The organism is Caballeronia sp. AZ1_KS37, from assembly GCF_023631165.1.
Lineage (GTDB): Bacteria > Pseudomonadota > Gammaproteobacteria > Burkholderiales > Burkholderiaceae > Caballeronia > Caballeronia zhejiangensis.
Map to the genome: position 1 here is coordinate 418,313 of NZ_JALQDP010000001.1, position 25,685 is coordinate 443,997.

Below are 25,685 nucleotides of genomic sequence, written 5' to 3' on the forward strand. Positions count from 1 at the left end.
CGAGGTTTGATTCGCTAGAGGTATGAGATGGACTGTGTGTTTTGCCGTGAAGACGGCGGCGAAGTGCTGTGGTCGGACGACACGTTGCGCGTCGTCCTTGCCGATGAGCCCGACTGGCCGGGCTTGTGTCGCGTGATCTGGGGCGCGCACGTCGCCGAAATGTCCGATTTGCCGGATGCCGACCGCGTGCGCGTGATGACCGCCGTCAACGGCGTCGAGCGCGCGATGCGCCGCGTGCTCGTGCCGGAAAAGATCAATCTGGCAAGTCTCGGCAATCAGGTGCCGCACGTCCACTGGCACGTCATTCCACGCTTTTCCAACGATTCCCGCTTTCCTCTGCCGATCTGGGCGCCGCGCCAGCGCACGGTGTCCGAATCGCAGCTATCGAAGCGCCGCGCGCAGGCCACGCTTTTGCGCGAACAGGTGCGCAACGAGCTGAACCAGGCCTTCGGCCATCAATAAGACGAGATCATGAGCGGACTCACTTCCACGACGCCGATTCCCACCGGCGTCGTCGTGCATTCGAAATCGCGCGTGCTGGAGCTGCAATACGGCGACGAGTCGTATCGCGTGCCGTTCGAGCTTCTGCGCGTCTATTCGCCGTCCGCCGAAGTGCAGGGCCACGGCCCCGGACAGGAAACGCTGCAGACGGGCAAGCGCGAGGTGACGATCATCGGCGTCGATCCGGTCGGGCACTATGCGCTGCAACTCAATTTTTCGGACGGTCACAATACCGGCATCTATTCCTGGGACATCCTGCACGACCTGGCGACGCGTCAGGACGAACTGTGGCGCGAGTATCTGGCGAAGCTGGAAGCCGCCGGCGTGGACCGAGACGCGCCGATGGCCGCAAAACCATCCGGCGGACACTGTCACTGAGCAATAGGGCTGCGGCATAACGCCGCATAGCCGGCGCGAGTTTTGCGCAGACATAGAACGAACAACAGGCGAGGAAAACGCGCGATGAGCAAGACCCACTTCGGATACGAAACGGTCGAAGAGCAGGACAAGGCGAAGAAAGTGGCGGGCGTGTTTCATTCCGTCGCGGGCAACTACGACTTGATGAACGACCTGATGTCCGGCGGACTGCATCGGATCTGGAAACACTTCACGATCGGGCAGGCCAAGGTGCGGCCGGGCTACAAGGTGCTGGACATCGCCGGCGGCACGGGCGATCTCGCGATGGCGTTTGCCAAGCAGGCCGGCGAGACCGGCGAAGTCTGGCACACGGACATCAACGAATCGATGCTGCGCGTAGGCCGCGACCGGCTGATCGACAAAGGCGTGCTGACGCCCGCGCTGCTCTGCGACGCCGAAAAGATCCCGTTCCCGGACAATTATTTCAATGTGGTTACAGTTGCCTTCGGTCTTCGTAACATGACGCATAAGGATCGCGCGTTGGCCGAAATGACGCGCGTGCTGAAACCTGGTGGAAAGCTGCTCGTGCTGGAATTTTCGAAAGTATGGGAGCCGCTAAAGAAGCCGTACGATGTCTACAGTTTCAAGATTTTGCCGTGGCTTGGCGAAAAAGTGGCCAAAGATGCGGATAGCTATCGGTACTTGGCCGAGTCCATCCGCATGCACCCGGACCAGGAAACTCTCAAAACAATGATGGAACAAGCGGGCCTGGATCGAGTCGAATATTACAATTTGTCAGGTGGCGTGGTAGCGTTACACGTCGGGACCAAATTTTGATGTTCCACTCTCTTAAGGATTCGATATGTTCGATTCGCGCAAACCCCAATCCCGGGGTTTCCTGAACCTCTTCTTCAGGAAGGCCGGAATCTTGGCGCTGGCTGGCGTTATTGCGGCCGGCGCAATCTTCGCGGAAACGGCGGAAGCCAAGCGCATGGGCGGCGGCCGCAGCATGGGCCGTCAGTCGGCCACGGCAACGCAGCAGCATCAGGCGACGCCGCCTTCGCAGTCTCAATCGATGCAGCAGAACAACGCAGCGCAGGCACAGCGCGCGCCGGCCGCGCCGGCCGCACCCGCCGCGGCGCAACCCGCGCGCAATCGCTGGCTCGGGCCGATCGCCGGTCTCGCGGCGGGTCTCGGCATCGCGGCGCTCCTGTCGCACTTCGGGCTGGGCGAGGCGTTCGCCGGCGCGATGGCCAACATGATCATGATCGCGTTGATCGTGCTGGCGGCCGTCATGCTGTTCCGCTTCATCATGCGCAAGCGTCAGGGCAACAACACGCCGGCATACGCGGGTGCCGGATCTGCTTCGGGTTCGCCGTACGGCGCGGCCGCGCGCCAGAGCCTGAATCAGGAACCGCCGCAAATGCCGCAGCAGCCGACCGGTTTCGGTGCCAACTACATCGAATCGCCGGCGACGCAAGCGGTCGCGAATCCCAACGTGCCGGCGGGCTTCGACACCGAAGCATTCGTGCGTAACGCGAAGGTCTACTTCGTGCGTTTGCAGGACGCGTGGGATCGCGGCAACGTCAACGACATCCGCGAGTTCACGACGCCCGAGATGTTCGCCGAGGTGAAACTCGACGTCGACGCACGCGGCAGCGCGCCGAACCGTACCGACGTGGTTCAGCTCAACGCCGATGTGCTCGGTGTCGAGGACCGTGCGTCCGAGTATCTCGCGAGCGTGCGCTTCCACGGCCTGATCCGCGAGTCGGAAGGGGCGGCGGCGGAACCGTTCGTCGAGGTCTGGAACCTGTCGAAGCAGAAGTCGGGCAACGAAGGCTGGCTGCTGGCGGGCATTCAGCAGGTCAGTTGAGCTTGACCATGCCCTTGGCCGAATGGCCAGGGCGCCGGCAACCGTCGGTGTGATGGCCGGTTGCGAAGGTAGAATAGAAACCCGCGCGAGAAGTGTCCCGCGCGGGTTTTTTCATCTCACAGCCGATGACGAACGCAGACGAATCCGCCCGTCCCGCAGCAAATCCCGCCTTGAAGACCGCGTCCAGTGGATTCGCGGCCGCCGTGAACCATCTGCTCGTGCGCGAGCCCTGGGCGCTCGAGCGGCTCAAGCCTTATGCAGGCAAGCGCGTGAAGCTGTCGTGCGGGCCGGTTTCGATCGCGCTCGTCGTGCAGCCGGACGGTCTCTTCGCGGCAACCACGGAAGCGGAAGCGGGCGCATTCGACGTGACGATCGCCGTGCCGCTCGACGCGCTGCCCGCGTTCGTGCAAGGCGGCCAGGCGGCGGTGATGAAACACGTTCGCATCGAGGGCGACGCCGAATTCGCGACGACGCTCGCCAAGCTGGCCGAACATCTGCGCTGGGATCCGGAAGAGGATCTGGCGCGCGTAATCGGCGACGCGCCCGCGCATCGCGTTGGCATCATCGCGCGGGCGGTGCAGGAGCAGGCGCAGCGCACCGGGCGCAATCTTCTTGACACCTTCACCGAGTATTTCCTCGACGAGCGCCCGCAACTCGTGCGCAAGAGCGCGCTCGACGCATTCAACGCCGAGCTTTCGAAAGCGCGCGATGCACTGGCGCGCGTCGAAAAGCGCATCGAAAGAATCGAACGGCAAACCGAACAATCCCGGCCGGCGAGCGGCGCCTCAGCGCGATCCGGCGGCGAGTCTGTGCGCGACTCGCACGAATAACGAGCTGAAGCAAATTCGAACCATGCGTTTTCTGCGTTTCCTCAAGATTTTTTTCACGATCGTCCGATTCGGTCTCGATGAGCTGGTGATGAGCGGCATCGACGATCGTCGCGTGCGCTACCTCATGCGTATCACGACGTTCGGCCGCAGGTTCGACGTCGAGCGCGGCATCCGCTTGCGGCTCGCGCTGGAAAGCCTCGGGCCCATCTTCGTGAAGTTCGGGCAAGTGCTGTCGACGCGGCGCGATCTTCTGCCCGTCGATGTCGCCGACGAGCTCGCCAAGCTTCAGGATCAGGTGCCGCCGTTCGATTCGGCGGTGGCCGTGTCGATCATCGAGAAATCGCTCGGTGCGCCCATCGACGAATTGTTCGACGATTTCGAGCGCGTGCCGGTGGCGAGCGCGTCCATCGCGCAGGTGCATTTCGCGAAGATCAGGAACGGCGAGCACGCGGGAAAGGCCGTCGCGGTGAAGGTGTTGCGCCCGGGCATGCTGCCCGTGATCGACTCCGACCTCGCCCTGCTGCGCGACATCGCGACGTGGGCCGAGCGCCTCTGGGCGGACGGCCGGCGTCTGAAACCCCGCGAAGTGGTCGCGGAGTTCGACAAATATCTGCACGACGAGCTCGATCTGATGCGCGAGGCCGCCAACGGCAGCCAGTTGCGCCGCAATTTCCAGGGGCTCGATCTGCTGCTCGTGCCGGAGATGTACTGGGACTTGTCCGCGCCGACGGTGCTCGTCATGGAGCGCATGGTCGGCGTGCCGATCAGCCAGGTGGAGACCTTGCGCGCCGCGGGCGTCGATATTCCCAAGCTGGCGCGCGAAGGCGTCGAGATTTTCTTCACACAGGTGTTCCGCGACGGCTTCTTTCACGCCGACATGCATCCCGGCAACATTCAGGTGAGCCTCGATCCGGCGACGTTCGGGCGCTATATCGCGCTGGATTTCGGCATCGTCGGGGCGCTTTCGGACTTCGACAAGAACTACCTCGCGCAGAACTTCCTCGCCTTCTTCAAGCGCGACTATCACCGCGTCGCGACGCTGCACCTCGAATCCGGCTGGGTGCCGCCGAGCACGCGCGTCGAGGAACTGGAAAGCGCGATCCGCGCGGTCTGCGAGCCCTATTTCGATCGCGCGCTGAAGGACATTTCGCTCGGGCAGGTGCTGATGCGCCTTTTCTCGACGTCGCGACGCTTCAATGTCGAGATTCAGCCTCAACTCGTGCTTCTGCAAAAGACGATGCTCAACGTCGAAGGACTCGGGCGCTCGCTCGATCCGGAGCTGGATCTGTGGAAAACGGCCAAGCCGTATCTCGAGCGCTGGATGAACGAGCAGATCGGCTGGCGCGGCTGGTACGAGCGGCTTCAAATGGAAGCGCCGCAGTGGAGCAAGACGATTCCGCAGCTGCCGCGGTTGATTCACCATATTCTGGCGGAGCGCCACGACGCGCCGAAAAGCGGCAGCGACGAACTGATGCGAATGCTCCTTGCGGAGCAGAAGCGCACGAACCGCCTGCTCGTCGCGGTGCTCGTTGCCGGTGTCGTCGCGATGGCGGGCGCGGGCTTCGTAATCGCGCAGTTCTGGCTCCATCCCTGAGGGCGCGCAGCATGAGCGATCCGACGAACTCAAACGTTCCCGATTTCGAAAACCGCGATCCGAACTCTCCGGGTTTCTGGGATGAACGTTTCGGTCAGCACTTCACGCCGTGGGATCAGGCCGGCGTTCCGGAGATGTTCAAGAGTTTCGTCGCGTCGCGCAGTGCGCAGAGTGTGCTGATTCCGGGCTGTGGCAGCGCGTACGAAGCGCTCCATCTTGCCGAACGCGGCTGGCCGGTCCGCGCAATCGACTTCTCGCCGGCCGCTGTCGAGGCGGCGCGCGCGCAACTCGGCGCGCATGCGGGCGTCGTCGAAGAGGCGGATTTTTTTGCGTATGTGCCGCCGTTTTCGCCGGATTGGATCTACGAGCGCGCGTTTCTCTGCGCGCTGCCGAAGACCCGCTGGCAGGATTACGCCAGCCGGATGGCGGCGTTGCTTGCGCCCGGCGCGCTGCTGGCGGGCTTCTTTTTCATCGGAGCGACGCCGAAAGGGCCGCCTTTCGGAATCGAGCGCGCCGAACTGGATGCACTGCTGTCGCCGCACTTCGAATTGATCGAAGACCGCGAGGTGAGCAACTCGATACCCGTATTCGCCGGCCGCGAGCGCTGGATGACGTGGCGGCGAATCTGAGCCAGCCGGCTTGAAATTCGCCGCCGACGCCCCGAAATATTGCGCGGTTAATCTTGCGCCCGCGGTCCCGAAAATCGCGGGCCAATATCGGTTTGCGGCTATAATTCAAGGCTTTGCAAGCGTCGACAGATCATTGTAGGAAGAGTGCCATGCCGATTTACGCGTACCGTTGCGCCGACTGCGGCCACGAAAAAGACGTGCTTCAGAAACTGAGCGATGCGCCGCTCACGCAGTGTCCCGCCTGCGGGAAGGACACTTTTTCGAAGCAGGTGACCGCCGCCGGATTCCAGTTGAAGGGTTCAGGCTGGTATGTCACCGACTTCCGTGGCGGAAACAGCAATGCCGGCAACAAGAGCAACGCGGCCGCGTCTGACGCATCGGCGGCGAAATCGGACGATGCCGCTTCGGCCGGTTCCGGCAACTCGAATTCGAGCGATAGCGCGACGCCGGCGAGCACGCCATCATCCTCGGATGCCGCCAAACCCGCCGCGGGCGCGTCCGCATCGTCGAGCGCCGCCTGAGCGCCAGACGGCCGGCGCGGCCGGCCACATGCCGCGCCGATGACCTCGTAGACCGCGCTCAGCCGAGCGCGACCCGCCTGCCAAGCCGAATCTCCGACGCACTCGAGAGCCGGCGCAGCCTTCGCCCCGTGTAAATGACCACGAAAAAGACTACGCTGAAAACCGTGTTCCTCACCGGCCTGCTCGTGCTGGTGCCGCTCGCCATCACCTTGTGGGTGCTCGGGCTCGTGATCGGAACGATGGACCAGACGCTGCTTCTGCTGCCGCAATCGTGGCAGCCCGAGCGGATCGTCGGTTTTCATCTGCCGGGCGTGGGCGCGGTGCTGACGCTTGCGTTCATTTTCATCGTCGGGCTGTTGACGCAGAACTTCGTCGGCCAGAAGCTCGTGAAATGGTGGGACGCCATCCTTCGTCACATTCCGGTCGTCGGCCCGTTGTACACGAGCGTGAAACAGGTGTCGGACACGTTGCTGTCTTCGAGCGGCAACGCGTTTCGCAAGGCGCTCCTGATCGAGTATCCGCGCAAAGGCTCGTACACCATCGGATTTCTCACGGGCATTCCGGGCGGCGACGTGCTGAATCATCTCGATGAAGAGCACGTGAGCGTCTATGTGCCGACGACGCCGAACCCGACGTCCGGCTTCTTCCTGATGATGCCGAAAAGCGAAGTCGTCGAACTGGACATGACCGTCGACGCCGCACTGAAATACATCGTCTCGATGGGCGTGGTGGCCCCTTCGCCGAGCGCACCGACACCGGTCGCGCCAGCCCGCCGCCCCACCGAGCCGCCGATGTAATGCCGGCGCGCGCGCAGCGAGAGTCAGCCGCGAGAGAGCATGACCCGAGCGCGCGAGCCGTTGATTAACGAACAACGAAAGACACAACATCATGTCGATGCGATCTGAATACTGCGGTCTGGTGACCGAGGCCCGACTGGGCGAAACCGTCTCGCTGTGCGGCTGGGTGCATCGCCGGCGCGATCACGGCGGCGTTATCTTCATCGACTTGCGCGACCGCGAAGGCCTCGTTCAAGTCGTCTGCGACCCGGACCGCGCCGAGATGTTCAAGGTGGCCGAAGGCGTGCGCAACGAGTTCTGCGTGCAGGTGAAGGGCGTCGTGCGCAACCGTCCGGAAGGCACCGTCAATGCGAACCTCACGAGCGGCAAGATCGAAGTGCTATGCCACGAACTCGTGGTGCTGAACGCATCGGTGACGCCGCCGTTCCAGCTCGACGACGACAACCTGTCGGAGACCACGCGCCTCACGCATCGCGTGCTCGACCTGCGCCGTCCGCAGATGCAGAAGAATCTGCGCCTGCGCTATCGCGTCGCGATGGAAGTGCGCAAGTATCTCGACGCGCAGGGCTTCATCGACATCGAAACGCCGATGCTGACCAAGAGCACACCGGAAGGCGCGCGCGACTACCTCGTGCCGTCGCGCGTGAACGCGGGCCAGTTCTTCGCGCTGCCGCAGTCGCCGCAATTGTTCAAGCAATTGTTGATGGTCGCGAACTTCGACCGTTACTACCAGATCACCAAGTGCTTCCGCGACGAAGACCTGCGCGCCGACCGTCAGCCGGAATTCACGCAGATCGACTGCGAAACCTCGTTCCTCACCGAGCAGGAAATCCGCGATCTGTTCGAGAACATGATCCGCCACGTCTTCAAGGAGACGATGGAAGTCGCGCTGCCCGAGAAATTCCCGGTCATGCTGTACTCGGAAGCGATGCGCCGCTTCGGCTCCGACAAGCCGGATCTGCGCGTGAAGCTCGAATTCGCCGACCTCACGGATGCCGTGAAGGACGTCGACTTCAAGGTGTTCAGCATGCCGGCCAACTCGAAGGACGGCCGCGTCGCGGCGCTGCGCGTGCCGAAGGGCGGCGAGTTGTCGCGCGGCGACATCGACGGCTACACGGAATTCGTGCGCATCTACGGTGCGAAGGGGCTCGCGTGGATCAAGGTCAACGACAAGACCAAGGGCCGCGACGGCCTGCAAAGCCCGATCGTCAAGAATCTGCATGACGCGGCGCTCGCGGCGATCATGGAGCGCACGGCGGCGGAAGACGGCGACATCATCTTCTTCGCGGCGGATCGCGCGAAGGTCGTGAATGACAGCCTCGGCGCGCTGCGTCTCAAGATCGGACATTCGGAATTCGGCAAGGCGAACGGCCTGCTGGAAACCGGCTGGAAGCCGCTCTGGGTCATCGACTTCCCGATGTTCGAGTACGACGAGGAAGAGAACCGCTACGTGGCCGCGCATCACCCGTTCACGAGCCCGAAGGACGAGCACCTCGAGTATCTGGAAACGGACCCGGGCCGCTGCCTTGCGAAGGCGTACGACATGGTGCTGAACGGCTGGGAAATCGGCGGCGGTTCCGTGCGTATCTTCCAGGAAGACGTGCAGAGCAAGGTGTTCCGCGCGCTGAAGATCGGCGCTGAAGAAGCCCGCCTGAAGTTTGGCTTTTTGCTCGACGCGCTGCAGTACGGCGCGCCGCCGCATGGCGGCATCGCGTTCGGTCTGGACCGCATCGTCACGCTGATGTCCGGCGCCGATTCGATCCGCGACACGATCGCGTTCCCGAAGACGCAGCGCGCGCAGGATCTGCTCACGCAGGCCCCGAGCGAAGTGGACGAGCGCCAGTTGCGCGAGTTGCACATCCGTCTGCGTCAGCCGGAGCAGAAAGCGCAATAAGCAGCTTTCGTTGTCGATGTGATGAAAAAGGCGCCGGGTGCGCCTTTTTCGTTTTTTGCGTTACAGTCTTTGGGCATAAACAGATAAAGAAACGCGCGTTCAAAAGCTCATGCAGAAGCCGCCCAAAATTCCCGAATCCGTCCTCGTCGTCATTCATACGCCCGAGCTCGACGTGCTCATCATCGAACGCGCGGATCACAAGAGCTTCTGGCAATCGGTGACGGGCTCGAAGGATCACATCGACGAGCCGCTCATCGAGACCGCCGCGCGCGAGGTGCAGGAAGAGACGGGCATCGTGATAGGCAGCGCGCTCGTGCCCGAGAACGCGCTGCTCGACTGGCATCACAGCATTCAGTACGAGATTTATCCGCAATGGCGGCATCGCTACGCGGAAGGGATCATGCGCAACACTGAGCATCAGTTCAGCCTGCTCGTGCCACATTGTCTCGAAGTGACGCTCGCGCCGCGCGAACACACCGCGCATCTCTGGCTGCCGTTTCGCGAGGCCGCCGACCGATGCTTCTCGTGGTCGAACCGGGAAGCGATCCTGCAATTGCCCGAGCGCCTCGCGGCGCATAACCGATGATCGGACTGCGTCCCCGGCGCAGTTTCAAGCGGCTGCGCCAGGCGCTGTTCTCCGGCCGCCGGCCGCCGCGCTTATGCTTCACGACGGGCAATCACGTCAGGCTCTTCAAAGGTGGCGTGCAGTTCTTTCCGGCGTTGATCGAGCGGATCGACAACGCGCGCAAATCGGTGTCGCTCGAAACCTACATCTTCGCCAACGACGACATCGGTCGCGCCGTCTCCGATGCGCTCGTGCGCGCCGCCGAGCGTGGCGTCACGGTACGCGTGATCACGGATGGCATCGGCACGGAAAGCAATCTGCCGATGTTCGAGCTCTGGAAGGCGCGCGGCGTCGAGCATCGCATCTATAACCCGCATCTGCTGTTCGGTCCGCAAGGCTGGTCGCGCACGCATCGCAAGCTCGCGCTGATCGACGAGACCTTTGCGTTTTGCGGCGGCATCAATATCGTCGACGACTACGACCAGAACGGCACGCGTCTGGAGCGTCCGCGCTGGGATTTCGCGATGGAGGCGCAAGGCCCCGTCGTCAAGGACGTGCGCGAAGCGTTCGATCTCCAATGGCAGCGCATCCGGCTCGGCGTGAAGCCGCGTCAGCCGTCGCAGCCGGGTTGTGAAACGCAAGAGAGCGATCGCGCGCCCGGCCGATGGAACGCCCGTCGCGCCATGCTGGCACGCCGGCGCGCGCGTCTCGGCGAGATTCACGCGGTCGATCGCCCGTGCGTCGCTTTCGTCGCGCGCGACAATCTGCTCAACCGGCGCGCGATCGAAAAGGCGTATCTGCGGGCGATCGCGAACGCCGAGAGCGAAGTCCTGCTGGCGAATCCTTACTTCATGCCGGGTCGCAAGCTGCGGCGCGCGCTTGTCAACGCGGCGGAGCGCGGCGTGCGCGTGTCCCTCGTCATCGGTCGTAAAGAGTTCGTCGCGCTCGATTACGCGACGCCGTTTCTCTACGGCAATCTGCTCAAGCATGGCGTGAGGATCGCCGAGTATGAGAAGACGATGCTTCACGGCAAGGTCGCGGTAGTGGACGCGGACTGGGCGACCATCGGCTCATCCAATCTCGATGCGCTTTCGCTCGTGCTCAACAACGAGGCCAACATGGTGCTCGTCAATCATTCCGAGATCGCGGGGTTGCACGACGCCATTCTTCAGGCTTTTGACGAAGGCCGCCCCATCGATGAAAAACACTATGCGGCGCGGCCCGTTACGGAGCGCACGCTTAATTGGCTGGCTTATAACACGTACCGGCTGATGATGAAGGTGATCACCATCGGGCAGTACGATTAACCTGCCTTTTAGCAGCGATTGCGCAAAAATACATACCGACAAGCAGCGCTGGAGAAGGCTTCCCACGAATCGGGAAATTCGGGCAGTCACTTACAGGCAGTCCGTACATAAAACGCGACAATGAACCCCGACATTGTTGAGATTTATCCTATAGACAAGGCTTGGCGTTTTAGAAATGCGTGTCTAAAAATCTGCTTGTATCACCAACGTTCGGCCATAATAATAGAACGGCCGTTCGATTTTACGGGTCACATAAGAACGGTAGGGACATCATGCGAAAAGGCGAACAGACGCGGGCCGCGATTCTCGACGCAGCGCTGGAGTTGGCAAGTCGGGACGGGCTGGAAGGGCTGACGATCGGCCTGTTGGCCGAACGGATGCAAATGAGCAAGAGCGGTGTGTTTGCGCATTTCGGGTCGCGCGAGGACTTGCAGGTGGAAGTGGTGCGCGAGTACCACAGGCGCTTCGAAGATGAGGTGTTCTTTCCGAGCCTGCGTGAGGTGCGAGGCCTGCCGCGATTGCGCGCGATGATGAATCGCTGGATGGAGAAACGCATCCAGGAAGTGACCACGGGTTGTATCTATATCAGCGGAGCGGTGGAGTACGACGACCGCGCCGCGAGCGCCGTGCGCGAGCAGCTCGTGCATAGCGTGAGCATGTGGCGCGAGGCGCTGCTGCGCGCGATCCGCCAGTCGAAGGACGAAGGGCATCTGAAGGCGGAAACCGATCCGCATCTGATGCTGTTCGAGCTGTACAGCTTTACGCTCGGCCTGCATCACGACGCGCGCTTCCTGCATCTGCCGGAAGCCGTGCAACTGACGCGGGACGCGCTGGAAAAGACGATTCAGTCGTATCAGACGTCGAGTGCGGGCGCGAATGGAAGCGTTGCGCAGCCGACTCCGATCCCGGCCACGAATCTGACATCGCAACAGACCGACAGCCGTTAGCGGCGCCGTTCGAATCGACAAAGGGTTCGGCGGCGCGCAACCAGACGCTTGAAGAAACTGGAGAGACTCATGGGAAAGTACGCCGCCCCCCTTCGCGACATGCAGTTCGTGCTGCACGAAGTGCTGAACGTGGAAGCCGAATTGAAGAGCATGCCGAAGCATGCCGACCTCGACGCCGACACCATCAATCAGGTGCTCGAGGAAGCCGGGAAGTTCTGCTCCGAAGTCGTGTTCCCGCTCAATCAGAGCGGCGACCGCGAAGGCTGCACTTACGAGGGCGATGGCGTCGTGAAGACGCCTGCCGGCTTCAAGGAAGCTTATCGGCAGTACATCGATGCAGGCTGGCCCGCGCTCGGATGCGATCCCGAGTACGGCGGCCAGGGCTTGCCCGCGTTCGTGAACAACGCGCTCTACGAAATGCTCAACTCGGCGAATCAGGCCTGGACGATGTATCCGGGCCTGTCGCACGGCGCCTACGAATGCCTGCATGCGCACGGCACGCCGGAGCAGAAGTCGACGTATCTCTCGAAGCTCGTCTCGGGCGAGTGGACCGGCACGATGTGCCTCACGGAACCGCATTGCGGAACGGACCTCGGCATTCTGCGCACGAAGGCCGAGCCGAATCCCGACGGCTCGTACGCGCTCACCGGCACGAAGATCTTCATTTCGAGCGGCGAGCACGACATGGCCGAGAACATCGTTCATCTGGTGCTCGCGCGTCTGCCCGGCGCGCCGATGGGCACCAAGGGCATCTCGCTTTTCATCGTGCCGAAGTTCGTACCGGACGCGAACGGTGCGGTCGGTGCGCGCAACGACATCAAGTGCGGCTCGATCGAGCACAAGATGGGCATTCACGGCAACGCGACCTGCGTGATGAACCTCGACGGCGCGAAGGGCTGGCTCGTCGGCGAGTCGAACAAGGGCTTGAACGCGATGTTCGTGATGATGAACGCAGCGCGTCTGGGCGTTGGCATGCAGGGTCTCGGGCTGACTGAAGTCGCGTATCAGAACTCGCTCGTGTACGCGAAAGAGCGTCTGCAGATGCGCTCGCTGACCGGCCCGAAGGCGCCGGAGAAGGCCGCCGATCCGATCATCGTGCATCCGGATGTGCGTCGCATGCTGCTCACGCAGAAGGCCTATGCCGAGGCAGGCCGCGCGTTCACGTATTGGGCGGCGTTGAATATCGACAAGGAACTGTCGCATGCGGATGAAGCCGTGCGCGCCGAAGCCGCCGATTTTGTCGCGCTGCTGACGCCGGTCATCAAGGCTTTCCTGACCGATAACGCGTTCGAAGGCACGAACATGGCGATGCAGATCTACGGCGGACATGGCTTCATCTCCGAATGGGGCATGGAGCAATACGTCCGCGATGCGCGCATCAACATGATCTACGAGGGCACGAATTCCATTCAGGCGCTGGACCTGCTGGGCCGCAAGATTCTCGGCGACATGGGCGCGAAGCTGAAGCGCTTCGGCAAGCTGGTTGCGGACTTCGTCGAGCAGGAAGGCGTGAAGCCGGAGATGCAGGAGTTCATCAATCCGCTCGCGGATATCGGCGAGAAGGTGCAGAAGCTCACGATGGAGATCGGCATGAAGGCCATGCAGAATCCCGATGAGGTCGGGGCTGCTGCTGTGCCCTACCTGCGCACTGTCGGGCATCTCGTGTTTTCTTATTTCTGGGCGCGGATGGCGAGGGTTGCGCTCGATCGTGCCTCTGGCGGTGATGCTTTCTATAAGGCCAAGCTGGCCACCGCGCGGTTCTATTTCGCCAAGCTGCTGCCTGAGACCGCTTCTACGATTCGCGCTGCTCGGGCCGGTGCCAAGCCTATGATGGATTACGACGAAGCGTTGTTTTGATGTTTTTGCTTTCGCTTCTGCTTTCGCTTTCGGGTGATCCCGTTTTCGTGTCGGTCTATTAGCTCTGCCCCTGTGCGGGGCGGCAGTGCTAATGGACCGACGCGAAAACAGGATTGCACGAAGGCGGAAGCGAACCCGAGCGAAAGCGAAAGCGAACAAAAAAGCGAAAGCCGCAGCAAGACGAAACCCCAAACATTCACGAACCCCGGAGTGACCCCACCGTGAACGTCAAAAAAGTCGCCGTGCTCGGCGCGGGAGTGATGGGCGCGCAGATCGCCGCCCATCTGATCAACGCCCGCGTCCCGGTCATGCTCTTCGACCTTCCGGCCAAGGAAGGCCCGAAGAACGCCATTGCGCTGAAGGCCATCGAGAACCTCAAGAAGCTGTCGCCCGCCCCGTTCGGCGTGAAAGACGACGCTCAGTACATCGAACCCGCGAACTACGACGACGACATCGAGAAACTGAAAGAATGTGATCTCGTGATCGAAGCCATCGCCGAGCGCATGGACTGGAAGCACGATCTCTACAAGAAGGTCGCACCGCACATCGCGCCGCACGCGATCTTCGCGAGCAACACGTCGGGCCTGTCGATCACGGAGCTGTCGAACGGCTTCTCCGATGAACTCAAATCGCGCTTCTGCGGCGTGCACTTCTTCAATCCGCCGCGCTACATGCATCTGGTCGAGCTGATCCCGACCGCATCCACGAAGCCCGAGATCCTCGATCAACTCGAAACGTTCCTGACGAGCGTGATCGGCAAGGGCGTCGTGCGCGCAAAAGACACGCCGAACTTCATCGCGAATCGCGTCGGTGTGTTCTCGATTCTCGCGGTCATCGCCGAAGCCGAAAAGTTCGGCCTGCGCTTCGACGAAGTCGACGATCTCACCGGCTCGCGCCTCGGCCGCGCGAAGTCCGCGACGTTCCGCACAGCCGATGTCGTCGGTCTCGACACGATGGCGCACGTCATCAAGACGATGCAGGACAACCTGCCCGACGATCCGTTCTTCGCCGTCTACAAGACGCCGCCCGTGCTCGACGCGCTCGTCAAGAACGGCGCGCTCGGCCAGAAGACGGGCGCGGGTTTCTATCGCAAGGAAGGCAAGGCGATCAAGGTTCTCGATCCGAAGACGGCTTCTTATGTCGAGGGCGGCCCGAAAGCCGACGAACTCATCGGCCGCATTCTGAAGCGTCCGCCAGCCGAGCGTTTCAAGCTCTTGCGCGAAACCGACAACAAGCAGGCGCAGTTCCTCTGGGCGATCTTCCGCGACGTGTTCCATTACGTCGCGGTCCATCTGGAATCGATCGCGGACAACGCGCGCGACGTCGATCTCGCGATCCGCTGGGGCTTCGGCTGGAACCAGGGACCGTTCGAAAGCTGGCAAGCCGCGGGCTGGCAGCAGATCGCGAAGTGGGTCCAGGAAGACATCGATGCAGGCAAGGCGCTCTCGAACGCGCCGCTGCCCGCATGGGTGCTCGATGGTCCCGTCGCCGAGAAGAGCGGCGTGCACACGGACGAAGGTTCGTGGTCGCCCGCCGCGCGCCGTTTCGAGCCGCGCTCGACGCTGCCCGTGTACGAGAAGCAGGTGTTCCGCGCGCCGCTCGTCGGTGAGACGGGCGCCGATCCGAAGACCTACGGCAAGACGCTCTTCGAAACCGAAAACGTGCGCGCGTGGCTCGACGACGATCAAAGCGATGTCGTGATCGTGTCGTTCAAGTCGAAGATGAACACCATCGGTCCGGGCGTGATCGAGGGCCTCACGCAAGCCATCGAACTCGCGGAGAAGGAATACCGTGGCGTCGTGATCTGGCAGCCGACTTCGCTGCAACTCGGCGCGCCCGGCGGTCCGTTCTCGGCGGGCGCGAATCTCGAAGAAGCGATGCCCGCGTTCATGATGGGCGGCGCGAAGGGCATCGAGCCGTTCGTGAAAAAGTTCCAGCAAGGCATGATGCGCGTGAAATACGCGAACGTGCCGGTCGTGTCGGCGGTTTCGGGCATTGCGCTCGGCGGCGGTTGCGAGCTGCTGCTGCATTCGGCGAAGCGCGTCGCGCATGTCGAGAGTTATATCGGTCTCGTCGAAGTGGGCGTCGGTCTCGTGCCGGCGGGCGGCGGTCTCAAGGAAGCGGCACTGCGCGCGGCGGAAGCGGCGAGCGCCGTCAACGCGACCAGCGATCTGCTCAAGTTCCTGCAGAAGTCCTTCGAAAACGCGGCGATGGCGAAAGTGTCGTCCTCCGCATTCGATGCCCGCGCGATGGGCTATCTGAAGCCGTCCGACACGATCGTCTTCAACGTGCACGAACTGCTCGACATCGCGAAGAAGGAAGCGCGCGCATTGAGCGCATCGGGCTATCGTCCGCCGTTGCGCGCGAAGCAGGTGCCGGTCGCGGGCCGCTCGGCGATCTCGACGATCAAGGCGTCGCTCGTCAACATGCGCGACGGGCGCTTCATCAGCGATCACGACTATCTGATCGCGAGCCGTATCGCCGAAGCCGTGTGCGGCGGCGATGTCGAAGCGGGCAGTCTCGTCGACGAAGAATGGCTGCTGGCGCTGGAGCGCCGCGCGTTCGTCGAGCTGCTCGGCACGCAAAAGACGCAAGAGCGAATCATGGGCATGTTGCAGACCGGCAAGCCGGTGCGTAACTAAGCGGAGCTGCATAAGATGAGCAAACAACTTCAAGACGCATACATCGTCGCCGCGAGCCGCACGCCGATCGGCAAGGCGCCGCGCGGCGTGTTCAGGAACACGCGCCCGGACGAGCTGCTCGTCCACGCGATCAGGTCGGCCGTCGCGCAGGTGCCGGGGCTCGATACGAACGTGATCGAGGACGCGATCGTCGGCTGCGCGATTCCCGAGGCCGAGCAAGGACTGAACGTCGCGCGCATGGGCGCGTTGCTCGCGGGCTTGCCGAACACCGTCGGCGGCGTCACGGTGAACCGCTTCTGCGCGTCGGGCCTGACGGCGCTCGCGATGGCGGCGGACCGCATCCGCGTCGGCGAAGCCGATGCGATGATCGCCGGCGGCTGCGAGTCGATGAGCATGGTGCCGATGATGGGCAACAAGCCTTCGCTGTCGCCGCATATCTTCGATCGCAACGAAGATGTCGGCATCGCGTACGGCATGGGGCTGACGGCGGAGCGCGTCGCGGAACGCTGGAAGGTGAGCCGCGAGGCGCAGGACGCGTTCGCCGCGGAGTCGCATCGCAAGGCGTTGGCCGCGCAGCAAGCGGGCGAATTCGCCGATGAAATCGCCGCATACACGTTGAACGAGCGCTTCCCCGATCTCGCATCGGGCGAAGTTCGCGTGAACGCGCGCGAGATCGCGCTCGACGAAGGTCCGCGCGCGGATACGTCGGTCGAAGGTCTCGCGAAGCTGCGTCCCGTGTTCGCGAACAAAGGCTCGGTGACGGCGGGCAACAGCTCGCAGACGTCGGACGGCGCCGGCGCGCTGATCGTCGTGTCGGAAAAGATCCTGAAGCAGTTCAACCTCACGCCGCTCGCGCGCTTCGTGAGCTTCGCGGTGCGCGGCGTGCCGCCCGAGATCATGGGCATCGGGCCGAAGGAAGCGATTCCGGCCGCGTTGAAGGCGGCGGGCCTGAAGCAGGACGATCTCGACTGGATCGAGCTGAACGAAGCGTTCGCGGCGCAGGCGCTCGCGGTGATCGGCGATCTCGGACTCGATACGTCCAAGGTCAATCCGCTCGGCGGCGCGATCGCGCTCGGCCATCCGCTCGGCGCGACGGGCGCGATCCGCGCGTCGACGGTCGTGCACGGCCTGCGTCGCCGCAACCTGAAGTACGGCATGGTGACGATGTGCGTCGGCACCGGCATGGGCGCGGCGGGCATCATCGAGCGGCTTTGATGCAAACGGTCCGCGAGTGCCGAAAGCTCGCGGGCCGACAAAGGAGACAGCGGATGGAGATTCAGATCGAACGCGCGGACGGCGTGCTGAGCATCGTGCTCAATCGTCCGGAAAAGAAGAACGCGATCACCGCGGCGATGTATCAGGAAATGGCCGACGGCCTCTACGAAGCCGAGATGGACCCGACCGTGCGCGCGGTGCTGATCCGCGCGAACGGCACGACGTTCTCCGCCGGCAACGACCTCGATGACTTCCTGAACGATCCGCCGAAGGGACTCGACGCGCCCGTCTTCCAGTTCCTGCGGCGCATCGCCGGCTTTCCGAAGCCGATCGTCGCGGCGGTCGCGGGCACGGCGGTCGGCATCGGCACGACGATGCTCCTGCATTGCGACATCGTCTACGCGAGCCCGAACGCGAAGTTCTCGCTGCCGTTTTCGCAACTGGGGCTGTGTCCGGAAGCGGCGTCGAGCCTGCTGCTGCCGCGCACGGCGGGTTATCAGCGCGCGGCGGAAAAGCTCTTGCTGGGCGAAGCGTTCGACGTGAACGAAGCGATCGGCATGGGCTTCCTCAACGGCGCGATCGATGCCGCCGAACTCGACGCCTACGCGTTCGACAAGGCGAAGCGGCTCGCGCTCTTGCCGGCGTCGTCGCTGCGCGTGACCAAGTCGCTGATGAAAGGCGCGCACGCGCACGAAGTGACCGCGCGCATGGAAGACGAAGCCGCGCATTTCTCGCGGATGCTCGTCGCGCCCGAAGCGCGCGAGGCGTTTCAGGCGTTCTTCGAGAAGCGCAAGCCGGACTTCAGCAAGTTCGAATAGCGCGCTTCACTCGACATCGTATTCGACGAAGCTGTTCTCGCGCGCGAAGCTGACGAGCCGCAGGCCCGCCTGCATCGCGATCGAAATGGCGAGCGAGGTCGGCGCGGAAATCGTCGCGATCATCGGCACGCCGACGCGCGCCGATTTGCGCACGAGTTCATAGCTCGCGCGGCTCGACAGGAACACGAAACCTTGCGTCGTGTCCTCGCGGCGCAGGATCAACTGGCCGATGAGCTTGTCGAGCGCGTTATGCCGCCCGACGTCCTCGAAGGCGTAGCGCACTGCGCCGTTTTCGTCGCACCACGCGGCGGCGTGCAGACCGCCCGTCAGCTTCGTCAATTGCTGATGCGCGGGCAATTCGCGCGCGGCGCGTTCGATCGCATCGGGCGCGAGACGATTCAGAAAGCCGGTCTCCGGCACGCGTTCCGGCTGAAGATCGAGCAAGTCGATGCTTTCGATGCCGCACACGCCGCATCCGGTGCGCCCGGCGAGCGCGCGCCGCTTGTCCTTCAGCGACGCGAAAGCCCGCTGCACGACCTGCAGATGCACTTCCGCATGCGGCAACGCGACGCCGTCATCCCGCAAATAAACCTCGATATCGTGGATATCGCTGCCGCGCTCAACTATGCCTTCCGTCATCGAGAAGCCCACTGCGAACGCTTCGAGATCGCGTGGCGTGCACATCATCACCGCGTGCGAAATGCCGTTGAAAACCAGCGCGACGGGCCATTCCTGACCGACGTTGTCAGCGGCGATCGCAACTTCGTTCTTGCGATGCCTGCGCACCTGGCGCTCGACGAAGCCGGGTTGGTCGTCGGTTTCGAGTTGTTCCACTTCAATGCTCCTGACCGCTCACTTCGAGTAAAGTCGGGTATGTGACTTGCTGCCAAAAGTTGCTGTCCGCACGCATCGCGACGCGAACAGCGGCTAGATTGCAATGGTTCCAGCCAGATCCAAGGCCCTACAATAACTTAAGCGGGCATCGCGCGCCGCGCCGCCCGCTTCAATCCAACGAGGCTTCGCTATGGGACTTTACGACGCCGCGCGTCTCTTCGGATTCGAAGTCGAATCCTCTGACAATCTGCGCTTCATTCCGCTTGCCGTGCGCTTCAATCTCGACCGCTTCGGCATGCGCATCTCGCTTGACCAATGGCAGCAGCTTCCTTACGAAGATCGCGCGTTGCTGGCGCGCTTTCCGATCGAAGAAGAGGCCGAGCTCGAGAAGAACTTCGACCTCGCGCTTGAAGAGATGCTGAAGACGCACGCCAATGCCGCGCCCGAAAAGATCGAACGCGACCCCGATCCGGTGTGGATGCACGCCGATGCCGTGCCGGAAACCGTGATCCGTCAAAGCAGCCTCTCCGGGATCAGCGCGCCGAGTCTCGATCGCTGGGGCCAACTCGATCGTTTCCAGCGTTACGCGCTCGCGAAACTCTCGCGCAACACGGACAAGGTCAATCACGATTTCCTGCCCGCGATGAAAGAGTTCGGTCTCACGGAGTGAGCACGCGGCTCGCAAACGTTAAGCAGCCGCTTTAATCAGATTATTTGCGGGTGAGCCCTAAATGTCGGGCGAGATGCGCCGTTAATGGACGTTATCCATTAATCGGGCGTGGAGCCGTTCGCCACGCCGCGCATTGCGTTCGATGTGCGCGCATCAAAGGGATTAGCCCGCTCTTCATGACTCGATTCCTCTCCAGAGGTTTGCTCGTCAACATTGCCGTCGTGCTGGCCGCGCTCGGCGCCAACGCGTTCGTCGCCTGCGAGCGGATCGGCGGTCTGCGTGAAAGCGACGCGCGCACCTTGCGCTCGATGAGCCTGCTGCGCGACCTCGCGAACTATCGCAGCACGCTCGGCGAATCGCTGACGCAACTGAGCCGCTTCGAAGCCACCGGCATCGCGGAAACCGCAGCGGGCCATCAGGAACGCGTGGCGCATCTCGACGCGCTCGAAAGCGGCCTGCGCGCGCAGTTCGAAATGGAGCCCGGCATGATGGGCGCATTCGATGCGCTCGCCGCCCGCGCCGCCGTCATGCGGCACGACGCCGACGTCGCCTTCGAGCGCGCGAAGAACGCGAGCCCCGACGCGTCCCGCGCATGGGCCGATGCGGCGTTCGTTACGCTCGGCGAGGATCAGCAAGGCGTCGACGACGAGCTCGCGGCGGTGCGCTCGCGCATCGACAACGCGACGATCGGCGCGCTCGATCAGTCCGCGCGGGCGTCGAGCGGCGCCATGCTGCTGCTCGTCTTCACGATGCTCGCGGGCAGCGCCGTGCTGATCTGGCTCTTCGCGAGTCGCGAGCGGCAATCGCGCGAGAAGCTCGGCGCGGCGCGCGCGCGACAGCGCAGCAACGAGCGCTTTCGCGGCATGTTCGAGGCGCATCCGGTGCCGATGTGGATCGTCGATAGCGAGACGATGCGCTTCGTTGCCGTGAATCAGGCCGCGATCGAACACTTCGGCTTCAACGAGCCGGAGTTCATGGACATGACGCTGCGCGATCTGCATCATGCGGACGACTTCGACAGCTTCGCCGCGCGTCTTGCGCGCAGCGGCGGCGAAGGCGGCGAGCGGGGCGAGCGCGCTCAGTCGGGACGAGGTTCGGCGGGCGTCTGGCGCTATCGCTGCAAGGACGGATCGATCGTGGGCGCGGACGTGTCGCATCACTCGCTCATCTACTCGAGCCGGCCGGGCATCTTCATGCTGGCGAACGACGTGACCGACCGCATCAACGCGGAAGCCGAAGCGCGCCGCTCGAACGAGATGCTCGAAGCGGTCATCGACAACATTCCGCAGCGCGTGTTCTGGAAGGACCGCGAGCTGCGCTATCTCGGCTGCAACAATGCGTTCGCGCGCGATGCGGGTCTCGCGTACAACGAGCAGGTCATCGGCAAGACGGATTTCGACTTGCCGTGGAGCGCGCTCGCGGATCTGGTGCGCGCGGACGACGAAGAGGTCATCGTCACGACCGTGCCGAAGATGCATCACGAGCGCGACATCGTGATGGGCGACCAGTTGCGCACCGTCGTTTCGAGCAAGCTGCCGTTGCTCGACGGCGAAGGGCAGACCATCGGCGTGCTCGGTTCGTATCACGACGTCACCGATCACAAGCGCGCCGAACTCGCGCTGCGTCTGCAAAGCCGCGCGCTGGACGCGAGCGTGAACGCGATTCTGATCACCGGCGTCGTCGATGGCGCGAATGTGATCGAGTATGCGAATCCGGCGTTCAAGCGCATCACGGGTTATGACCCGAGCGAGGTCATCGGCCAGGATTGCCGCTTTTTGCACGGCCCGGACGGAGATCAGGAAGGGCTCACGTCGATCCGCCGCGCCCTCGATGCGAACATGGAAGCGAGCGTCGTCGTGCGCAACTATCGCAAGGACGGCGCGCTCTTCTGGAACCAGCTCTTCGTCGCGCCGGTGCCGAACGCGCAGGGCATGACCACGCATCACATCGGCATCATCAACGACGTGACCGATCTGATGCGCTATCAGGAAGAGCTCGAATATCAGGCGAATTACGACACGCTCACGCGCCTGCCGAATCGCAATCTGCTGAAAGATCGCCTGCAGCACGCGATAGAAACGGCGCGGCGGCGCGATGCGAAGATCGCAGTCGTGTTCATGGATCTCGACGGCTTCAAGAACGTCAACGACAGTCTCGGCCACAGCGTCGGCGACCGTCTGCTTGCGGTGATCGCGGAGCGGCTCGCGCGCTCGGCGCGTACGAGCGATACGGTCGCGCGTCACGGCGGCGACGAGTTCGTCGTCGTGCTGCCGGACATCACCGACGAAGCCGGTCTCATCGTGTGGATGGAGCGCACGCGCGCGGCGATCTCCGAACCGGTGTGGATCGACGACACCGAGCTGTATGTCGGCTGCAGCATGGGCGCGAGTCTTTATCCGCAAGACGGCGACGACGCCGAAACCGTGATGAAGAAGGCCGACCTCGCGATGTATCGCGCGAAGGACATGGGCCGCAACAACTATCAGTTTTATCAGCCGGAGATGAACGCGAGCGTCGGCGCGCGCATGAATCTCGAACGGCGCTTGCGGCGCGCGCTGCGCGACGGCGAATTCCTGCTGCACTATCAGCCGCAGGTCGACATGTCGACGCGTCAGATCGTCGGCATCGAAGCGCTCGTGCGCTGGCGCGACCCCGAGCAAGGGCTCGTGTCGCCGGCGTCGTTCATTCCGGTGGCGGAGGAGAGCGGGCTGATCGGACCGCTTTCCGAATGGGTGCTGCGCGAAGCGTGCCGGCAGAACAAGGCGTGGCAGGATGCGGGGCTGCCGCCGGCGCGCGTGTCGGTGAACTTGTCGGCGCGGCATTTCCAGCAGCGCGACATCGCCCGGCTCGTGACTTCGGTGCTCGAAGAGACGGGCCTTGCGCCGCGCTATCTCGAACTCGAACTCACCGAAAGCGCGATCATGCGCAACGCCGAGGAAGCGATCACGATGCTCTCGGAGCTATCGGCGCTCGGCATCGGTATTGCAATCGACGACTTCGGCACCGGCTATTCGAGCCTGTCGTATCTCAAGCGCTTTCCGGTGCATCGGCTGAAGATCGATCGCTCGTTCGTCGCGGATATCGGCTCGTCGGGCGACGATGAAACCATCACGTCGGCGATCATCGCGCTCGCGCATTCGCTCGAGATGCAGGTGATCGCGGAGGGCGTCGAAACGCACGCGCAGCACGATTTCCTGCGCGAGCGCGATTGCGACGAAATGCAGGGCTACCTTTTCTCGCGCCCGATGCCGCACGAGGCGATTCCGGGCCTTTTGCAGCAGGGCGTGCTGCCCCACTGATCGATTCTTATCAGTCCAGCGACGGCAGCACGCGCGGGCGGCGATCGCGGTCAGTCGCGACGTAGGTGAGCGTCGCTTCCGTCACCTTGACGACTTCTTCGGCGAGGCTCATGCGCTGCGCCCAGACTTCGACCGACACCGTGATGGACGTGTTGCCCGTCTTGACGATGTCGGCGTAAAAGCTCAGCAGATCGCCGACGAAAACCGGGTGCTTGAACAGGAACGAATTCACGGCGACGGTCGCGACGCGGCCGTTCGCGCGGCGGCTCGCCGGAATGGAGCCGGCGATATCGACCTGCGCCATGATCCATCCGCCGAACACGTCGCCGTGGACGTTGGCGTCGGCGGGCTGCGGCACGACGCGCAGCGCGACGTGTTTCTCAGGAAGATTGGGATGGTCGGTCATGGGAGGCGTTCCGGTTTGCAAGGCGGCGCGAAGGCTGGCGCGCGTGAGCGGCCTCTTGAACCTTCTGCGACAATGCCTATTTATGAATGAGCCCGATTGCGCGCGACGTCGCGCCAGGGCTTGCAGCAAATTGTACGGGAAAGCATCCAGACGAAGTTGCGCCCGTTTCGACGATAAAAACCTTCCCCACGCCGCGCCCGACTCCATTCGCGCGACGCGCTCGAACGATACGAACTCATGCGCCGCTTCCCGAACGCAGAGCCCGGGCCCGCGCAGCAAGGCCCGCGCAACGACTGGCAGACGATCCGCTCGCTGCTGCCTTATCTCACGACGTACAAATGGCGCGTCGCGTTCGCGCTGACGTGCCTCATCGGCGCGAAGGTCGCGAACCTCGGCGTGCCGATCGTGATGAAGCGCATCGTCGACGGCCTCGCTTCCGTGCAGCATCTCACCGCGCTCGGACGCGCGAACGATTCGCCGGGCATCGTGCTGATCGGCGGAATCGGGCTGCTCGTCGTCGCGTATGCGGCCGCGCGGCTTTCTACGTCGCTCTTCACCGAGTTGCGCGAACTGCTCTTCGCCAAGGTCACGGAAAGCGCCGTGCGGCAACTCGCGCTGCAAGTGTTCCGGCATCTGCATTCGCTGTCGCTGCGCTTTCATCTGGAGCGACAGACGGGCGGCATGTCGCGCGATATCGAACGCGGCACGCGCGGCATCCAGCAGCTCGTTTCGTATTCGCTCTACAGCATTCTGCCGACGCTCGTCGAGGTCGGACTCGTGCTCGCGTTCTTCGTGACGAAGTACGAGGCGTATTACGCGATCGTCACGTTCATTGCGCTCGTCACGTATATCGTGTTCACGGTGAAGGTGACGGAGTGGCGCACGCACTTTCGCCGCACGATGAACGATCTCGATTCGAAAGCGAATTCGCGCGCGATCGATTCGCTGCTCAACTACGAGACCGTGAAATACTTCGGCAACGAAGAGTGGGAAACGCGCCGTTACGATGAAAATCTTCAGCGCTATCGCGCGGCCGCGATCAAGTCGCAGCGCTCGCTGTCGATGCTGAACTTCGGGCAGCAGACGATCATCGGCGTGGGGCTCGTTTTCATCCTCTGGCGCGCGACGCAGGGCGTGATGGCGGGGCGTCTGACGCTCGGCGATCTCGTGCTCATCAACACCTTCATGCTGCAGTTGTACATTCCGCTGAATTTTCTCGGCGTCGTGTATCGCGAACTCAAGCAGGCGCTGACCGACATGGATCGCATGTTCACGCTGCTCGGCGCGGGCCGCGAAGTGCCCGATGCGCCGAACGCGCCCGCGCTTGCCGTGCGCGGCGGCGAAGTGCGCTTCGAGAACGTGAGCTTCGCGTATGAGAAGGCGCGGCCGATCCTGCATGGCGTCGATTTCACGATTCCCGCGGGCACGACGACGGCGGTCGTCGGACACAGCGGCTCGGGCAAATCGACGCTCGGCCGGCTGCTCTTTCGCTTCTACGATCTCGATCGCGCGCAGGGCGGCAGCATTCGCATCGACGGGCAGGACATTCGCGACGTCACACAGGATTCGTTGCGCGCGGCGATCGGCATCGTGCCGCAGGACACCGTGCTCTTCAACGATTCGATCTATTACAACATCGCGTACGGGCGTCCTTCGGCGAGCCGCGACGAAGTGATCGCGGCGGCGCGCGCGGCGCATATTCACGATTTCATCGAGGCGTTGCCAGCGGGCTATGACACGGCCGTCGGCGAGCGTGGATTGAAGCTGTCGGGTGGCGAGAAGCAGCGCGTCGCGATCGCGCGCACGCTGCTCAAGAATCCGCCGATTTTGATCTTCGACGAAGCCACGTCCGCGCTCGATTCGAAGTCCGAGCGCGCGATTCAGCACGAACTCGACTCGATCGCGCGCGAGCGGACGACCCTCATCATCGCGCATCGGCTATCGACGGTCGTGCATGCGCAGCAGATCATCGTGATGGATCACGGGCGCATCGTCGAGCGCGGCACGCATGCGGAGTTGCTGCGTGCGGGCGGGCTGTTCGCGCAGATGTGGGCGCTTCAGCAACAGCGCGCCGCCAGCTCCGGCGAAGGAGAGGCGGCGCTGGCGACACTGGGCGAATGACGCGCTGT

At 63.2% G+C, this 25,685-nt stretch carries 22 protein-coding genes; 20 read left to right on the top strand and 2 right to left on the bottom strand.

Translation table 11 applies throughout. The features are described 5' to 3' along the window. The first annotated feature begins 27 nt into the window (after positions 1–27). The 17 genes from NCS00_RS02020 (at position 28) to NCS00_RS02100 (ending at position 18,347) form a co-directional block, all read left to right on the top strand. Positions 28–462, top strand: a complete 435-nt coding sequence (locus NCS00_RS02020; protein ID WP_008351633.1) for an HIT family protein — start codon at positions 28–30, stop codon at positions 460–462. A gap of 9 nt (positions 463–471) precedes the next feature. Next, positions 472–879 carry a gamma-butyrobetaine hydroxylase family protein gene (locus NCS00_RS02025; RefSeq protein WP_008351631.1) on the top strand — a complete coding sequence of 136 codons (408 nt, stop codon included), beginning with the start codon at positions 472–474 and terminating at the stop codon, positions 877–879. Between the two features lie 84 nt (positions 880–963). Beyond that, positions 964–1,695: a bifunctional demethylmenaquinone methyltransferase/2-methoxy-6-polyprenyl-1,4-benzoquinol methylase UbiE gene (ubiE, locus tag NCS00_RS02030; protein WP_175979785.1), complete on the top strand. Its 732-nt coding sequence runs from the start codon at positions 964–966 to the stop codon at positions 1,693–1,695. A gap of 25 nt (positions 1,696–1,720) precedes the next feature. After that, entirely contained in the window at positions 1,721–2,731 is a 1,011-nt protein-coding gene (locus NCS00_RS02035) for a Tim44 domain-containing protein (protein WP_008351625.1), read from the top strand. Positions 2,732–2,856: 125 nt separating this feature from the next. Beyond that, the gene (locus NCS00_RS02040) at positions 2,857–3,561 is read left to right on the top strand and encodes a ubiquinone biosynthesis accessory factor UbiJ (RefSeq protein ID WP_051996412.1); all 705 of its coding nucleotides are present in this window, start codon (positions 2,857–2,859) and stop codon (positions 3,559–3,561) included. Positions 3,562–3,583: 22 nt separating this feature from the next. After that, positions 3,584–5,155: a ubiquinone biosynthesis regulatory protein kinase UbiB gene (gene ubiB / locus NCS00_RS02045; protein ID WP_008351622.1), complete on the top strand. Its 1,572-nt coding sequence runs from the start codon at positions 3,584–3,586 to the stop codon at positions 5,153–5,155. Positions 5,156–5,166: 11 nt separating this feature from the next. Continuing rightward, on the top strand, positions 5,167–5,784 hold the full coding sequence (locus NCS00_RS02050) for a methyltransferase (RefSeq protein WP_034470581.1): 618 nt from the start codon (positions 5,167–5,169) through the stop codon (positions 5,782–5,784). A 149-nt stretch (positions 5,785–5,933) separates the two neighbouring features. Next, positions 5,934–6,305 (top strand): FmdB family zinc ribbon protein, encoded by a 372-nt coding sequence (locus NCS00_RS02055; protein WP_008351617.1) that lies wholly within the window; start codon positions 5,934–5,936, stop codon positions 6,303–6,305. 134 nt (positions 6,306–6,439) lie between these two features. After that, positions 6,440–7,102: a DUF502 domain-containing protein gene (locus NCS00_RS02060; protein ID WP_008351614.1), complete on the top strand. Its 663-nt coding sequence runs from the start codon at positions 6,440–6,442 to the stop codon at positions 7,100–7,102. A 91-nt stretch (positions 7,103–7,193) separates the two neighbouring features. Next, the gene (aspS, locus tag NCS00_RS02065) at positions 7,194–8,996 is read left to right on the top strand and encodes an aspartate--tRNA ligase (RefSeq protein ID WP_008351612.1); all 1,803 of its coding nucleotides are present in this window, start codon (positions 7,194–7,196) and stop codon (positions 8,994–8,996) included. A gap of 109 nt (positions 8,997–9,105) precedes the next feature. After that, positions 9,106–9,582 (top strand): dihydroneopterin triphosphate diphosphatase, encoded by a 477-nt coding sequence (nudB, locus tag NCS00_RS02070; RefSeq protein ID WP_250438987.1) that lies wholly within the window; start codon positions 9,106–9,108, stop codon positions 9,580–9,582. Continuing rightward, positions 9,579–10,868: a phospholipase D-like domain-containing protein gene (locus tag NCS00_RS02075; RefSeq protein ID WP_034470584.1), complete on the top strand. Its 1,290-nt coding sequence runs from the start codon at positions 9,579–9,581 to the stop codon at positions 10,866–10,868. Before nudB ends, NCS00_RS02075 begins: the two co-directional genes overlap by 4 nt. A 272-nt stretch (positions 10,869–11,140) precedes the next feature. Further along, entirely contained in the window at positions 11,141–11,815 is a 675-nt protein-coding gene (locus NCS00_RS02080; RefSeq protein WP_008351607.1) for a TetR/AcrR family transcriptional regulator, read from the top strand. A 69-nt stretch (positions 11,816–11,884) separates the two neighbouring features. Then, positions 11,885–13,672 carry an acyl-CoA dehydrogenase C-terminal domain-containing protein gene (locus NCS00_RS02085; protein WP_034470792.1) on the top strand — a complete coding sequence of 596 codons (1,788 nt, stop codon included), beginning with the start codon at positions 11,885–11,887 and terminating at the stop codon, positions 13,670–13,672. Between the two features lie 221 nt (positions 13,673–13,893). Further along, on the top strand, positions 13,894–16,314 hold the full coding sequence (locus tag NCS00_RS02090; protein ID WP_034470587.1) for a 3-hydroxyacyl-CoA dehydrogenase/enoyl-CoA hydratase family protein: 2,421 nt from the start codon (positions 13,894–13,896) through the stop codon (positions 16,312–16,314). Positions 16,315–16,329: 15 nt separating this feature from the next. Beyond that, complete coding sequence (locus NCS00_RS02095; protein ID WP_034470589.1) at positions 16,330–17,529, top strand: acetyl-CoA C-acyltransferase; 1,200 nt, start codon at positions 16,330–16,332, stop codon at positions 17,527–17,529. Positions 17,530–17,582: 53 nt separating this feature from the next. After that, positions 17,583–18,347, top strand: a complete 765-nt coding sequence (locus NCS00_RS02100; RefSeq protein ID WP_008351601.1) for an enoyl-CoA hydratase — start codon at positions 17,583–17,585, stop codon at positions 18,345–18,347. 6 nt (positions 18,348–18,353) lie between these two features. Here the strand turns inward: NCS00_RS02100 and fdhD are convergent, their stop codons facing one another. Further along, a complete protein-coding gene (fdhD, locus tag NCS00_RS02105; RefSeq protein ID WP_034470591.1) occupies positions 18,354–19,181 on the bottom strand; it encodes a formate dehydrogenase accessory sulfurtransferase FdhD in 828 nt (275 codons plus the stop codon). Between the two features lie 190 nt (positions 19,182–19,371). Here fdhD and NCS00_RS02110 point away from each other — a divergent pair, with 190 nt between their 5' ends. Next, a complete protein-coding gene (locus tag NCS00_RS02110) occupies positions 19,372–19,851 on the top strand; it encodes a nitrate reductase associated protein (protein WP_008351596.1) in 480 nt (159 codons plus the stop codon). 176 nt (positions 19,852–20,027) lie between these two features. Beyond that, the gene (locus NCS00_RS02115; protein WP_034470593.1) at positions 20,028–23,150 is read left to right on the top strand and encodes a sensor domain-containing protein; all 3,123 of its coding nucleotides are present in this window, start codon (positions 20,028–20,030) and stop codon (positions 23,148–23,150) included. Between the two features lie 10 nt (positions 23,151–23,160). Here NCS00_RS02115 and NCS00_RS02120 read toward each other — a convergent pair whose 3' ends face one another. Then, positions 23,161–23,556, bottom strand: a complete 396-nt coding sequence (locus tag NCS00_RS02120) for an acyl-CoA thioesterase (protein ID WP_008351593.1) — start codon at positions 23,554–23,556, stop codon at positions 23,161–23,163. A 237-nt stretch (positions 23,557–23,793) separates the two neighbouring features. On the opposite strand from NCS00_RS02120, the gene NCS00_RS02125 reads away from it, so the two are divergent. After that, positions 23,794–25,677 carry an ABCB family ABC transporter ATP-binding protein/permease gene (locus NCS00_RS02125; protein WP_008351592.1) on the top strand — a complete coding sequence of 628 codons (1,884 nt, stop codon included), beginning with the start codon at positions 23,794–23,796 and terminating at the stop codon, positions 25,675–25,677. Positions 25,678–25,685: the final 8 nt, after the last annotated feature.